Origin of the sequence: Synechococcus sp. KORDI-52 (assembly GCF_000737595.1) — a bacterium.
Lineage (GTDB): Bacteria > Cyanobacteriota > Cyanobacteriia > PCC-6307 > Cyanobiaceae > Parasynechococcus.
In genome coordinates, this window is sequence record NZ_CP006271.1 from 275,821 (window position 1) to 290,067 (window position 14,247).

Consider the following 14,247-nt stretch of genomic DNA (forward strand, 5'->3'; position numbering starts at 1 on the left):
TCAGATTGACCGTACTAGATTCTGTTCCATGTGCTCTTTGAAAGTATGGATAGTGTCACGAAGACCATCTTTCAACGATATCGAAGAAGACCATCCAAGATCTCGAAGTTTACTAACATCGAGTTGTTTCTTTGGAGTACCATCAGGTTTACTTGCATCCCACAGAATGTTGCCTTTATATCCAATGATATTAGCAATATAAGTTGCCAACTCACTAATTTTTAAATCTAACCCAGTACCTACATTAAGAAACTGAATATCGTCGGGATTTGGCTTCCAGTTTTCTAAGACAAATACACATGCGTCCCCAAGATCATCCACGTGCAAAAATTCGCGAAGTGGAGAGCCCGTCCCCCAACAACTCACGCTCTCTAAACTTGATTTCTTAGCCTCATAAAAACGACGTATTAATGCTGGTAAAACATGACTGTTCTCAGGATGATAATTGTCTCCAGGGCCGTAGAGATTAGTTGGCATTAAACTTATTGCATCAAAACCGTACTGCATCCTCAGTGATTGGCATAACTTAATGCCTGTAATTTTTGCCAACGCATACCATTCATTAGTCGCCTCCAGGGAGCCGGTCAATAAAGATTCTTCCTTGATAGGTTGCTCAGCGAACTTTGGATAAATACAACTGCTGCCAAGAAATAGCAATCGCTTTACTCCACTGCGCCAAGCTGTTTCGATCACATTTGTTTGTATTTTCATGTTCTCCAGCAAGAAATCAGCTGGATATGCATTATTTGCATGAATGCCGCCCACCTTGGCAGCGGCTAGCACAACCACAGTGGGTTTTTTTGAAGCAAACCAATGCTGAACAGCCTGAGGATTCAGTAGATCCAACTGATCCCGACTTGCCGTCAGCAGGTTCTCATAGCCACTGCGTTTTAATGCCCTACAGATCGCACTACCGGCCATACCGCGGTGGCCCGCAACAAAAAAACGATCATCTTTGTTTATTAACATCTCCATCAACCTTGGCTCCTTCTGGCCTGGATTGCTGCTGAGCTAGTCGGTGGATTTTCCATGGATCCCACCACGTTGAATCCCTTCAGACGCAGAATCCCTTCTTTACGAGCTTCTTCTCTATCTATTTGCACCATCTCTGCGACCAATTCCTCCAAAGTTGTCGTTGGCTTCCAACCCAACTTGGCATGGGCCTTACTGGGATCACCTAGCAATGTATCCACCTCCGCTGGGCGGAAGTAGCGCGGATCAATACGCACGACCACTTCACCAGTGCTGCGGCGACCCACTTCATCCAATCCCTGACCTTCCCACTCGAGAGCACCCCAGCCAAGCGCCTCTGCAGTGAGCTCGATGAAGCGCCGGACACTCTCCTGCCGGCCAGTGGCAATCACAAAGTCTTCAGGCGGCCCCTCCTGCTGCAGCATCCTCCATTGCATCTCCACATAATCACGGGCGTGGCCCCAGTCCCTTAGGGAATCAAGATTGCCCATGTAGAGGCAGTCTTCCAGCCCTTCATTGATCCGCGCCAAGCCCCGTGTGATCTTGCGGGTCACGAAAGTTTCGCCACGCCTTGGGCTCTCGTGATTGAAAAGAATGCCGTTGCAGGCATACATGCCGTAGGCCTCGCGGTAGTTCACCGTAATCCAATAGCCGTACAACTTGGCCACGCCATAAGGGCTTCTCGGATAAAAAGGCGTGCTCTCTTTCTGAGGCACCTCCTGCACGAGTCCATAAAGTTCACTGGTACTAGCCTGATAAATCCGGGTTGTTTCAACTAAACCCAGAATTCGCACGGCCTCCAGGATCCTGAGGGTGCCGAGAGCATCACTATTGGCTGTGTACTCAGGCGCCTCAAAGCTCACAGCCACGTGGCTCTGGGCACCGAGGTTATAAATCTCATCAGGCTGCACTTGCTGGACAATCCGAATCAGGTTGGTGCTGTCAGTCAAATCCCCGTAATGGAGAACTAACCGTGGATCGGCCTCATGGGGATCCTGGTAGAGGTGATCAATCCGGTTGGTGTTGAAGCTGCTTGCCCGACGCTTGATTCCATGGACTTCATACCCCTTCTCCAGCAGTAGTTCAGCCAGATAACTACCGTCTTGCCCAGTAATCCCGGTAATCAGAGCTTTTTTCACATTGCAGAGCAAGCTTGCACAAATATATCATCAAGAATTAACCTAGATGACGCTTTCAACCCCAAATAACAAACAAGCGAATACCAAGCTTACTTTTTAGTTTGGCAATTATACCGCAGAAACGATGATAGCCTTGAAAGGCGCACCTTAATAGTAAACCCCTGCAAACCAGGAAATAAACTTCTTTATTCCAACATCAATGGGAGTAGAGGGCTTGAACCCAACCCATTCTTCTAAAGCTGACGTATCAGCCGCAGTCGCCACCACATCACCGGGCTGCATCGGCTGGAAATCCTTAAGTGCCTGCCTGCCGAGAGCTGCCTCCATCGTCTCGATGAAGCGCAGGAGCTCTGTCGGCTGGCTGTTGCCAATATTGAAAACCCGATGCGGTGCCGCCGCAGTAGCCGGGTCGGGTTGAAGGGGATCAAAATCAGGATTAGCAATGGCTGGTTTGTCGCAGCAACGGATCACACCCTCAACAATGTCGTCGATGTAGGTGAAATCGCGCTGCATCTTGCCGTGGTTGAACACCTTGATCGGCTCACCGGCCAGTATCGCCCGAGCGAACAGCATCGGCGCCATATCCGGACGTCCCCAGGGGCCATACACCGTGAAAAAGCGCAGCCCCGTGGCCGGCAATCCATAGAGATGGCTGTAGGTGTGCGCCATCAACTCATTGGCCTTCTTGCTGGCGGCGTAAAGACTCACCGGGTGATTGACCGGTTGACGCTCATGAAACGGCAGATTGCGGTTGCCGCCATACACCGAACTGCTCGAGGCATACACCAGATTCCCAACACCGTGGTGCCTACAGCCCTCCAAGACATTGCCGAAGCCCACCAGGTTGCTCTGGATGTAAGCCGCGGGATTCTCGAGCGAATAACGCACGCCAGCCTGAGCCGCCAGATTGACCACAACATCAGGCTTCTCGTCAGCGAAGAGTCCCATGAGGGCTGCGCCGTCTTCCAGAGCCATGCGCTCAAATCGCCAGGCTCCTGATGAGGCAACGGTTTCGATCTGCCGCAACCTCGCCTGCTTCAACGCTGGGTCGTAATAGTCGTTCAAGTTGTCGAGGCCAACCACCCGATCACCGCGTTGCAACAGCCGCTGCGACAGGGCCGCACCGATGAAACCAGCAGCCCCAGTCACAAGGACAGTCTTCGCCATCAACCCTCTCCATCCCCCACACGCCAAAGAGTGAGGCCCGCCGCCCTCACTTGGGCGGGATCAGCAACAGCCCTGGCATCAAAAACCCAGGCCGGCTTGCGCATCCGAGCGGCAAGAGAAATCCAGTTCAGGTTGCGGTAGGCCTGCCACTCGGTGAGCACAAGCACGGCATCAGCTCCCGTGACGGCGTCCTCAACACTGGCTGCCTGCGCCCAACTCCCGGTGCCACTGAGGGCATCCGCCTGGGGGGCTGCCTCCTGTTGCAGATCCCGGGCCATCTGATCACAGGCCACCTTGGGATCGTGAATGGCCAGCTGAGCGCCCTCCTCCAGCAAGTCCAGGCAGATCCGGATCGCCGGTGCCTCACGTGTGTCGTTGGTGTCGGCCTTGAAGGCAAAGCCAAGAATCGCCAGCCGCTTGCCGGTCACCGTGCCGAACAGCCTCTCCACCACCAACCGGGCGATGCGGTGCTGTTGCCAGGTGTTCAGGGCCACAACACTCTCCCAGTAATCCGCCACCTCCGGCAGGCCGAAATGGCGGCAGAGATACACCAGGTTGAGGATGTCTTTCTGGAAACAGCTGCCGCCGAATCCAGGCCCGGCATTGAGAAATTTCGAGCCGATCCGGCTGTCGGTGCCAATCGCGCGGGCCACCTCGCGCACATCCGCCCCGCTGGCCTCACAGAACGCCGCAATCGAGTTGATCGAACTGATCCGCTGTGCCAGAAAGGCATTAGCGGTGAGCTTGGAGAGCTCGCTGCTCCAGAGATTGGTACGCAAAATCTGCTGCTGCGGAACCCAGTGGGCGTAGATCGCGGCGAGGGCATCAATCGATGCCGGATCATCACCACCGATCAACACCCGGTCGGGAGCCTCCAGATCACGGATGGCCGTGCCTTCCGCCAGAAACTCAGGGTTGGAAAGAACCGAGAAGGTGCGCTGATCGTCTCCCTCACTGGCTGCTTCAAGGATGGTTTTGATCGCGGCAGCCGTACGCACCGGCAGGGTGCTCTTCTCCACCACGATCGTATGGCCGGTGGCCGCCTGCGCCACCTCGCGGGCACAGGCTTCCACCCAGCGCAGATCGCTGGCCTGTCCAGCCCCAAGCCCCTTGGTCTTGGTGGGGGTGTTCACTGAAATGAACACCATGTCTGCCGCGGCGATCGAGGCCGCCACATCGGTTGAGAACGAGAGGTTGCGCCCCCGCGCCCGTTTCACAACAGCATCCAAGCCGGGTTCGTAAACCGGCAACTTGCTGAAGTCGGCATCATTCCAAGCGTCGATCCGCGCCTGGTTGATGTCCACCACCTGCACATCAACCTCAGGGCAGCGATCAGCGATCACTGCCATGGTCGGGCCGCCCACATATCCCGCACCGATGCAGCAGATCCGTTGAATGGTCACGTTCCGCAGCTTTCGGCCAGTCCGAGGAGACTACGGAAGGAGTCGATGGTGGGAGCCAGACCCTGCTCCAGTGACACAGTCGGCTGCCAGTTCAGCTGCTCACGAGCGAGATCAATCGCCGGCTGCCGCTGATGGGGATCATCCTGCGGCAAGGGCTTTTCCTCCAACGGCAAATCCGGCTTGATCTGCTGGCGCACCAGCTCCGCCAACTGCCGGATTGTGAATTCCTCGGGATTACCCAGGTTGATCGGCCCGCTTTGTTCGCCATTCATGAGGCGGAACAAACCCTCGATCAGATCACTCACGTAACAGAACGAACGGGTCTGGCTGCCATCGCCGTAGAGCGTCAGCGGTTCGCCCCGCAACGCCTGCACAATGAAATTACTCACCACCCGGCCGTCATCCGGGAGCATTCGCGGGCCATAGGTGTTGAAGATGCGTGCCACCCGCACCTCCACACCATTCATGCGCTGGTAATCAAAACAGAGGGTTTCAGCGATGCGCTTGCCTTCGTCGTAGCAGCTGCGAACACCGATCGGATTCACAGAACCCCAATAACCCTCGGGCTGGGGGTGCACCTCAGGATCGCCATACACCTCGCTGGTGCTGGCGAGCAGCAAGCGCGCCCCCACCCGGCGGGCCAGCCCCAGCATGTTGTAAGTGCCAAGAAAACTGGTTTTGGCCGTCTTGACGGGATTGAACTGGTAGTGGATCGGCGAGGCCGGACAGGCCAGATGCCAGATCCGATCCACCTCCAGCTTGATCGGTTCGGTGACGTCGTGACGGATCAGTTCGAAACGGGGATGGCCAATCCAGCGCGCGATGTTGGCCTTACGGCCGGTGAAGTAGTTGTCCAGACAGATCACCTCATCGCCGGCCTCCATCAGCCGGTCGACCAGGTGCGAGCCAAGAAAACCGGCACCGCCTGTGACGAGGTGAATCTGCATCCTCAGGGGTTGAGCAGTCTCTCCACGATCGCGGCCACCGGCGCAAGCGCAACGGTGAATTCCTCCGCCTGCTGCTGCAACGGCTTCAAACGCACCTCCCCACGTTCGGCCTCCTCGTCTCCGAGCACCAGGGCCCACGGCGCCCCGCTGCGATCAGCCCGCTTGAACTGCTTGCCGAAGGCCGAGCCCGATGCATCCAACTCCACCCGAAGCCCCGCGCCCCGCAGATCCCGGGCCAACGCCAAAGCAGCAGGCTCAGCCTCATCACCACGGTTCACCACATACACATCGGGAGCTGGCGCTGCGGTCAATCGGGCGGCGACACCTTGAGGATCCGCCTGGGCGACAGCCTCCAGCACCAGCAACAACCGTTCCATGCCAAGAGCCCAACCAATGGCGGGGGTCTGGGGGCCTCCCAACTGGCCGATCAAACCGTCGTAACGCCCACCACCACAGACGGTGGCCTGGGCACCCAGCTGGTCGCTGGTGATCTCAAAGGCCGTGTGGCTGTAGTAGTCCAAACCCCGCACCAGCCGCGGATTGAGCCTGAAGGGAATTCCCAGAGCGGTCAGCCCCCGCTGCACCTCCGCAAAACGCTCACGGCTGGCTTCACAAAGCGCATCCGCCAGGGTGGGTGCGTCTTCCAGCAACGCCTGGGTGTCTTTGTTTTTGGAATCGAGGATGCGTAGCGGATTGGTGCTCAGCCGCGCCTGGGAATCGGAATCAAGGGACTCTGAGCGCTGCTCAAGCCAGGCCACCAGAGCATCGCGATAAGCCTGGCGATCTTCAGCGGTGCCAAGGCTGTTCAGTTCCAACTGCAGGCCCCCCACACCCAGGCTGGCCAGCAGATCCCAGGCCAGGGCGATCACCTCAACATCGCTTAGGGCCCGCTCCGCCCCAAGCCACTCCACCCCGATCTGGTGGAACTGCCGTTGCCGGCCCGCCTGGGGGCGCTCGTAGCGAAACATCGGCCCCGCGTACCAAAGCTTCTGAGCGCCCTGACTGAGCAAGCCGTGCTGGAGGGCAGAACGCACCACGGATGCGGTTCCCTCCGGCCGCAAGGTGCAGGAGCGATCACCCCGATCCTGAAAGCTGTACATCTCCTTGCCAACCACATCAGTGCCCTCACCGATGCCACGGCAAAACAGATCCGTCGTCTCCAACAGCGGCGTACGGATCTCGCCAAACCCAGACCGCTGGAAATGCTCCCGTGCCATCGCCTCAACGGCCTGCCAGCGCTGGAGTGTTTCCGGCAGCAGATCCACCATGCCCCTGAGGCTCTGGAGCTGACTCACGTGCGGGATGCAGGTACAGCGGCCCAGTCTGCCCGGTGAGACTTCGACACCTCAAAGCCCTCGTGTCAGCAGCCTGCTTCAGAATCGTCTGGATCAGAACGATTCAGGCCATGGGACGGCGCGTGTTGATCACCGGCGGAGCCGGCTTCATCGGCAGCCACACCTGCCTTGTGCTGCTGGAGCAGGGCCACGAGCTTGTGGTGCTCGACAACTTCGATAACAGCAGTCCAGAAGCGCTAAGGCGGGTGCAGGAGCTGGCGGGTTCCACCCAGCTGACCCTGGTGGAAGGAGACGTCCGCAACCCCAGCGCTGTTGATCAGGCCTTCAGCGCTGCCGTTGCTGTGGATGGCGTGATCCATTTCGCCGGCCTCAAGGCCGTTGGGGAATCGGTCGCCAACCCACTCCTCTACTGGGATGTGAATGTAAATGGCAGCCGGGTTCTGGCGGCGGCCATGGAGCGCCATGGCTGCCGAACGCTCGTGTTCAGCAGCACCTCCACCGCCTACGGAGAACCCGAAACCTTCCCGCTGCGGGAAACCATGCCGACGGCACCGGTGCACCCCTACGCCCAGACCAAAGTGGCGGTGGAACAGATGCTGGCGGCCCTCTGCCGCTCAGGTTCCTGGCAGGTGGCCTGCCTGCGCTACTTCAATCCCGTCGGCGCGCACCCGAGTGGACGCATTGGTGAAGACCCGCTGGGCATCCCCAACAACCTGTTCCCCTTCATCACCCAGGTGGCCGCAGGGCGCCGCGAGTGCCTGCGTATCTTCGGCCAGGACTACCCCACCCCTGACGGCACCGGCATCCGTGATTACCTGCACGTGATGGATCTGGCCGAAGCCCATGGCGCGGCCCTGAACCACCTGTTCGAGCGGCAAGCATCCGACCCCTTGACGCTCAACATCGGCACAGGCCGAGGGCTCAGTGTGCTGGATGTGGTGAACGGTTTCGAACAGGCCACAGGCTTGAGCATCCCCTACGAGGTTGTGGAGCGTCGACCCGGCGATGTGCCCCGCCTCGAGGCCTGCCCCCGAACGGCGCAAACCGTGCTCGGCTGGAGCGCCCGCCGAAGCCTGGAGGAGATGTGCCGCGATGGCTGGGCATGGCAGCAGGCCAATCCAACGGGGTATCGGCACAAGCCATGAGTGCAGATGCTGGGGTGCTTTTGGCCGGCGGCGGCCACAGCCATGCCCTGCTGCTGAAGCGCTGGGCGATGCGGCCGGAGCGACGGCCGCAGCACAGCATCACGCTGGTGAACCGCAGCAGCACAGCCCTGTATTCCGGCATGGTGCCGGGGTTGATCGCCGGCCTCTATCGGCGCGAGGAACTCGCCATCGACCTGCGTCAGCTCTGTGATCGGGCCGGGGTGGCCTTCATGGAAGCGGAAATCACCGGATTGGACCCTCAGGACAGATGTCTGAGACTGCGCGATCGGCCTGCACTCCACTTCGATTGGCTCAGCCTGGATGTGGGAGCCGAGAGCCGACCCAGCGCCACCGGAGTTCCGATCAAACCGTTGGAAGCCTCGCTCGCCTTTCTGGAGCGCGAAGGCGCCAACCACCCCAAGCCCCTGCGGGTGATCGGAGCGGGAGCAGCCGGCCTCGAAGTGGTGCTCGCCCTGCGACGGCGCTGGCCACAGCGGGCCCTGGAGCTGCAACAGCGCCCTGGGCAGCTGGATCCAGCTGTCCAACAGGTGCTGCAACAGGCCCGCATCAGCTTGATCGACGACGGCAGCCACCCCAGCGGACTCTGCCTGCTCTGCACCGGTAGCCAGGGCCCCGCCTGGTTGTCGACGACCGGCCTGCCGCTGGATCCCGATGGCCGGATCCGCACCGATCCCTGCCTCAGGGTGGAGGGACACCCCTCCGTCTTCGCCAGCGGCGACTGCGCCGTGATCAGCGCAGCACCCCGGCCGGCATCCGGGGTGTGGGCGGTGCGGGCCGCACAGCCCCTGGCCACCAATCTGGAGGCGGCCTGCCAGGGCCAACCACTGCGCCCCTGGCATCCACGACGTGAGGCGCTGCAACTGATTGGCACCCACCGGAACGCCGCTTGGGCGCAATGGGGGAGCTGGCGGCTGGGGCCATCCCCCCTGCTTTGGCAGCTGAAGCAACGCATCGATCAGGCCTTCATGGCCGGCTTTCAAGGGCCGGCTGCGATGGCCGACGCGCCGCCGATGGCCTGCCGGGGCTGCGCAGCCAAGTTGCCGGCCCAACCCCTGGCCGCAGCCCTGGCACAGGTGGGGCTGGGCCGGCAGCCGGAAGATGCCGCCTCGCTGCCGGGCGATCCCGAGCTGCTGCAAAGCGTGGATGGATTTCCCGCCCTGGTGAGTGACCCCTGGCTCAACGGCCGTCTGACGGCCCTGCATGCCTGCTCGGATCTCTGGGCCTGCGGTGCTGCCGTTTCCGGCGCCATGGCAACGGTCACGCTGCCGATGGTCGCAGCCAACGAACAGCAGGATCTGCTGGTGCAAACCCTCGCCGGCATCCGGTCGGTGCTGGATGAACAGGGCGCCGAGCTGATCGGTGGACACACGATGGAAGCCCGCAGCACTGCACCCCTGCCGGCCAGCCTGGGGGTGCAGATCACCCTCACGGTGAACGGGCGCAGCCCATCGCCCTGGCTCAAATCAGGCCTGCAACCCGGTGATGCCCTGCTGATCAGTCGCCCCCTGGGCACCGGGGTGCTGTTTGCAGGGGCGATGAGCGGCGCCACCAAAGCCGCTGATCTGGACGCAGCCCTGCGGGGCATGACCTCCAGCCAGCACACGCTGCTCCAGCAGGTTGAACCGATGCGCAAGGGCATTCACGCCTGCACCGACATCACCGGTTTCGGGCTGCTCGGGCACCTGGGCGAGATGCTCCAGAGCCATCCAGAGCTCACCGTCCAACTCGATGGCTCGGCCATCCCGGCCTACCCCGGTGCGCTGACCCTGCTCGAAGGGGGCCTCTCCAGCAGCCTGGCCCCCTCCAACCGGGCCGCCTGGCGCTGGCTGGACGGCCCGGTTCAGCTGCAACAGCCGCCCTCCTCTGCCCTGCTGGAGCTGCTGGTGGACCCGCAGACCTGTGGCCCCCTACTGCTGGCCTGCACCAGCGCAGCCGCCGCAGAACTCACTGAGATGGGCCCATGGATTCAGATCGGCAGCGCAACAGCCGCCCATGGCTGAGGTCGTTGGCGTGGGGTTCACAGCGGAAACCGGCCCGCTCAAGCCATGATTGCAGGGGCTTGAGCTTGCGCTCCATCGCTGCCGGAGGCCCACTGCTGGCCAGCCAGAGCTGCCGCGGCGGATCCGGCTCCTGCAGCCGTTGTTTCAACGCTTCCTTTCCCCTCCAGGGCGCTGAAGGCGAGGGAATCCGGCCCATCGCCGCCTCCATCCGGTCGCTGAGGTTGAACAGACGTTCACGCGGGCTGTAGCGCTCCTCCAGCCCGCTGCTGCGCTGGCTGATCCGATGGAACTGGTCCTGTTCCCGCACCCCACCAACGCCGGCATCGAGCTCGCTGAACCCCGGCCCCCACCAGCTGGCCAGCAGCAACCCCAGCACCACCAGACCACAGCCGCGGCCGAAACGATTGAGCTCCAGAGCACCGATCTGCACCGCCAGAACAGGCACCACCGCCGGCAGGAGCACCACGAAGTAGCGGCTGAAGGCCATCGGCTTCACAAACGACACCACCACAACCCCAACAACCATCAGCAGGGACGGGATCAGACCGCTCCGATCCAGCAGATCTATCCCGGGCCATTGCCAACGGCACAGCCCTCCCCAGCGCCGCAGCACCACCAGCAACAGCAGCAACAAGGCCAATTTGGGCAACGGCCAGAGGCCGAGGCCGCGGGCCAGGGTCTCCTCAAACAAGGCGTAATCCGGCACACCGATCCAGCTGCCGGCCCGGGAGCTGAACAGGTAGTCCGCGGCATAGGCCATCCAGGCCAGGGCCGGGAGGGCTCCGATCAGAGCAGCGGCGGCCATGGTCCAGCGACGTTGCCAGCCATCCCAGGCCGCAGCCGCCAGCACCAGAAACAACCCATAGAAATGGGTCAATCCGGCCAAGCCGGCCACAAGGCCATAGGCGATGGGGTGGCGTGAGCGGCGCCACCACCAGGCCAGAGCCACCAGAAGCACCAACACCGCATAGCTCTTGCCCTCGATCGCGAACCGAATCGGATACGGACTGCAGAAGGCCAGCAGCGCCGCTGTGGCCGCCACCTTGGCCCTGGTGCCCGCCTGGCCGAAGGCCATCGCCTGAGCCACCATCACCAGACCACCCCCCAGATACGCCAGCCAGGACAGCAGGCGCAGGCTCACCGGGCTCTGACCCACCAGATGCCCCCAGAGCCAGAGCAGGGCGTAATAGGCCGGGGGGTGGGTGTCCTCCCGCAACATCGCCAGCAACGTGCTGAAACTGGGCTGGAAACTCTTGCCGACGCTGTAGAGCTCATCGCTCCAGAGCCCCGTGGCGTCAATCAACAACAGGGCCCGCAGACCAAAGACCAGGCAAACGGCCACCACCAGCACAAGCCAGCTGCGTGTCATCGGCTGCGGTCCTGCGCTGCGCTGCGCTGCCGGCGCAACTCATCACCAATCGCCAGCCCCGGCTGCCAGCCAGCGGCAATCAGGTCGCGCGCCGTCTGCGGCGCCTGAATCCGGCGCCAGCGGCCCCACCAGCGCAACAACGGTTTCCAATGCTTCGGCTTCAGGGTCACCGCCAGGGCCACCGCCTCCGGCGGCCAACCCTGGTGTTCGATGGCCGCCGACCAGACCGACGGGCTGGCCTGCAAGGGCAGTGGCGTTTCCTCCAGCCAGTCGCCCAGGGCCCCGCACTGCTGCAGCCATTGCTGTTGTTTGCCGGGAATCTGCAACCGCTGGGCCAGCGCAACCGGATGGACTGCCCCCAGCAGTAGGGCAGGCATCAACGGCAAACCAAGGCGCTGGGCCCAGCGCAACCGCTGCGTGCGCCGTGGATCGCTCTGAAGCTGCGGATCCAGCAGCGGCAGGGCTTGCCACTGCTCCAACAAGTCCAGCGCCTGCGGCCAAGGTTCCCGATCCAGCAACCGCTCCAGCTCCATCCGCAGTCGCGTAGCCAGAGCCGGCGGCGCCGTCAACGCCGCATCGCGCTGGCCCCAGCCCCAGGGCCACTGAGCCATGGTGCTGTGGATCTGCGCAAGGCTCTCGTCCGCTAGCTGGAAGCCGAGCCGGGCGGCGTAGCGGGCGGCCCGGATCACCCGGGTGGGATCGTCCTCCACGCTGCCGGCGTGCAGAAAGCGCAGCTGACCAGAGGCCAGATCCTCCTGGCCATGGTGGAGATCAATCAACTCGCCGGCCACCAGATCGAAGGCCATGGCGTTAATCGTGAAATCCCGGCGGGCGAGGTCGGCGTGCAGGCTGCCCGCCCGCACCACGGGGTTCTCCGCAGGGGCGGGGTAGTGCTCCTCTCGCGCCGTCGCCAGATCCAACGGGATCCCATCCAGCTGCAAGGCGACCGTGCCGAAGGCTCCATGCTCCTGAACACCGGTGATGCGCTCGCCGCCGATCTGACGCACCAGTTCCGCCACGAGCGCAGCGGCATCGCCCTCCACCACCCAATCCAGATCAGGAGCACCCAACCAGGGCCGGCCGCAGCGCTGATGCAGCAGCTGATCGCGCACGGCACCGCCCACCAGGGCCAGGCGCGGGATGCCAAGGGATCGCGCAGCGCCCTGCAACGCCTCCAGAACAGAAGACGGCACACCCGGGAGATCCATTGCAGGGCGTGCAGGAGAATGGGTCGATCATCACGGATTACATCCTTGTCCGCTCTCACCCGCTGCCTTGAGGAGGAAGCCTCAGCGATCGCAACGGCTGCCGAACGCCTGAGCAGCGACCAGGTGGAGGCCGCCCTCGCCCTGCTGGAGCGCTGTGCAGATCGCAAGGCCAAGCTGGTGATCACCGGTGTGGGCAAGAGCGGCATCGTGGCCCGCAAAATCGCCGCTACCTTCTCCTCGATCGGGCTCATGGCCCTGTTCCTCAATCCCACCGACGCCCTCCATGGCGATCTGGGTGTGGTGGCCGCCGAGGACGTCTGCCTGCTGCTCTCCAACAGCGGCGAAACCAGCGAGCTGTTGGAGGTGTTGCCCCACCTCACCCGCCGCGGAACCGGGCGCATCGCCATCGTCGGCCGTGCCGACTCCTCCCTGGCCCGCGGCAGTGATGTGGTGCTGGAAGCCGGCGTGGACCGTGAGGTGTGCCCTCTGAACCTGGCTCCCACCGCCAGCACTGCCGTGGCCATGGCCATCGGCGACGCCCTGGCTGCGGTCTGGATGGAGCGACGCGGCATCTCACCGGCGGATTTCGCCCTCAATCACCCCGCCGGATCCCTGGGCAAGCAGCTCACCCTCACAGCCGCCGACCTGATGGTGCCCGCCAGTCAGCTGCACCCCCTGCAGCCCCAGACCCCCTTGCCCGAGGTGATCGGCGGTCTGACCCGCGACGGCATCGGCAGTGGTTGGGTCGAAAATCCAGACAACCCGGGAAGCCTGCTCGGCATCCTCACGGATGGCGATCTGCGCCGGGCCCTCCAGGACCACGGCGCTGAAACCTGGAGCCGTCTTACGGCGAAGGATCTGATGACGGCCGATCCGATCACCGTGAAGTCGGATGTGTTGGTGGTGAAGGCCCTGGCGCAGATGGAGCACAACCGCCGCAAACCGATTTCCGTGCTGCCCGTGGTGAATCAAGACCATGAACTGATGGGTCTGCTGCGTCTGCATGATCTGGTTCAGGCCGGCCTGGCATGAACGGACTGCGCTGGTGGTGGCTGCGGCGCCGGCTGCGATCGATTCAGCTGCTGGTGCTGGATGTGGACGGTGTGCTCACCGATGGAGGCCTCTGGTTCGATGCCGAGGGGCAGCTCAGCAAGCGCTTTGATGTGCGTGATGGTCTAGGCATCCGGTTGCTGCAACAGGCGGGGCTCCACATCGCCTTTCTCAGTGGAGGCCAGGGAGGAGCGTCGGAGGTGCGGGCCCGGCAGCTGGGCATCAGCCATTGCCTTGTCGGCATCAAGGACAAGCCAGCTGCCCTCACCAGCCTGCAGAACCAACTGGGGGTGAGCGCCGAACAGACGGCCTTTGTGGGGGATGACCTCAACGATCTGGCCGTACGCCCGGTGGTCGGCCTGTTGTTCGCACCCGCCGACGCCTGTCAGCCGGTGCGCCGTGGTGCCGATGCCGTGCTCCACCGCCCGGGTGGCCATGGGGCCGTGCGCGAGTTGGCGGAGCGCATCCTTCAGGGGCGGGGCCGCTGGGGACAACTGCGCCGCAACGGCTGGAAAGACCGCAACGACTAAC

Annotated in this window: 12 protein-coding genes; 4 read left to right on the forward strand and 8 right to left on the reverse strand. The window is 62.3% G+C overall.

Going from position 1 to position 14,247, the window contains the following annotated elements; all coding sequences use genetic code 11:
- The 6 genes from KR52_RS01480 to hisS all read right to left on the reverse strand — a co-directional run bounded on the left by KR52_RS01480 (position 1) and on the right by hisS (position 6,923).
- Entirely contained in the window at positions 1–975 is a 975-nt protein-coding gene (locus tag KR52_RS01480; RefSeq protein ID WP_038551587.1) for a GDP-L-fucose synthase, read from the reverse strand.
- Positions 975–2,111 (reverse strand): GDP-mannose 4,6-dehydratase, encoded by a 1,137-nt coding sequence (gene gmd, locus KR52_RS01485; RefSeq protein ID WP_253912429.1) that lies wholly within the window; start codon positions 2,109–2,111, stop codon positions 975–977. The genes KR52_RS01480 and gmd overlap by 1 nt, the downstream gene beginning before the upstream one ends.
- A 147-nt stretch (positions 2,112–2,258) precedes the next feature.
- Positions 2,259–3,278: an NAD-dependent epimerase gene (locus KR52_RS01490; protein WP_038551593.1), complete on the reverse strand. Its 1,020-nt coding sequence runs from the start codon at positions 3,276–3,278 to the stop codon at positions 2,259–2,261.
- Positions 3,278–4,681 (reverse strand): nucleotide sugar dehydrogenase, encoded by a 1,404-nt coding sequence (locus tag KR52_RS01495; RefSeq protein WP_038551596.1) that lies wholly within the window; start codon positions 4,679–4,681, stop codon positions 3,278–3,280. The genes KR52_RS01490 and KR52_RS01495 overlap by 1 nt, the downstream gene beginning before the upstream one ends.
- Positions 4,678–5,628, reverse strand: coding sequence for a UDP-glucuronic acid decarboxylase family protein (locus KR52_RS01500; protein ID WP_038551599.1), 951 nt, complete (start codon positions 5,626–5,628; stop codon positions 4,678–4,680). Before KR52_RS01500 ends, KR52_RS01495 begins: the two co-directional genes overlap by 4 nt.
- 2 nt (positions 5,629–5,630) lie before the next feature.
- On the reverse strand, positions 5,631–6,923 hold the full coding sequence (gene hisS, locus KR52_RS01505) for a histidine--tRNA ligase (protein WP_038551602.1): 1,293 nt from the start codon (positions 6,921–6,923) through the stop codon (positions 5,631–5,633).
- 110 nt (positions 6,924–7,033) lie between these two features.
- Between hisS and galE the strand changes: the two genes are divergently transcribed.
- Positions 7,034–8,068, forward strand: coding sequence for a UDP-glucose 4-epimerase GalE (galE, locus tag KR52_RS01510; protein WP_038556687.1), 1,035 nt, complete (start codon positions 7,034–7,036; stop codon positions 8,066–8,068).
- A complete protein-coding gene (gene selD / locus KR52_RS01515; protein ID WP_038551606.1) occupies positions 8,065–10,089 on the forward strand; it encodes a selenide, water dikinase SelD in 2,025 nt (674 codons plus the stop codon). Before galE ends, selD begins: the two co-directional genes overlap by 4 nt.
- Here selD and KR52_RS01520 read toward each other — a convergent pair.
- Together KR52_RS01520 and KR52_RS01525 are read right to left on the reverse strand one after the other, a co-directional pair.
- Positions 10,034–11,458: a hypothetical protein gene (locus KR52_RS01520; RefSeq protein WP_038551608.1), complete on the reverse strand. Its 1,425-nt coding sequence runs from the start codon at positions 11,456–11,458 to the stop codon at positions 10,034–10,036. The two genes, selD and KR52_RS01520, sit on opposite strands and share 56 nt — an antisense overlap.
- The gene (locus KR52_RS01525; RefSeq protein ID WP_038551612.1) at positions 11,455–12,666 is read right to left on the reverse strand and encodes a CCA tRNA nucleotidyltransferase; all 1,212 of its coding nucleotides are present in this window, start codon (positions 12,664–12,666) and stop codon (positions 11,455–11,457) included. The genes KR52_RS01520 and KR52_RS01525 overlap by 4 nt, the downstream gene beginning before the upstream one ends.
- 18 nt (positions 12,667–12,684) lie before the next feature.
- Here KR52_RS01525 and KR52_RS01530 point away from each other — a divergent pair, with 18 nt between their 5' ends.
- Together KR52_RS01530 and KR52_RS01535 are read left to right on the forward strand one after the other, a co-directional pair.
- Positions 12,685–13,698, forward strand: a complete 1,014-nt coding sequence (locus KR52_RS01530; protein ID WP_173402182.1) for an SIS domain-containing protein — start codon at positions 12,685–12,687, stop codon at positions 13,696–13,698.
- Positions 13,695–14,246, forward strand: coding sequence for an HAD family hydrolase (locus KR52_RS01535; RefSeq protein WP_038551618.1), 552 nt, complete (start codon positions 13,695–13,697; stop codon positions 14,244–14,246). The genes KR52_RS01530 and KR52_RS01535 overlap by 4 nt, the downstream gene beginning before the upstream one ends.
- Position 14,247: the final 1 nt, after the last annotated feature.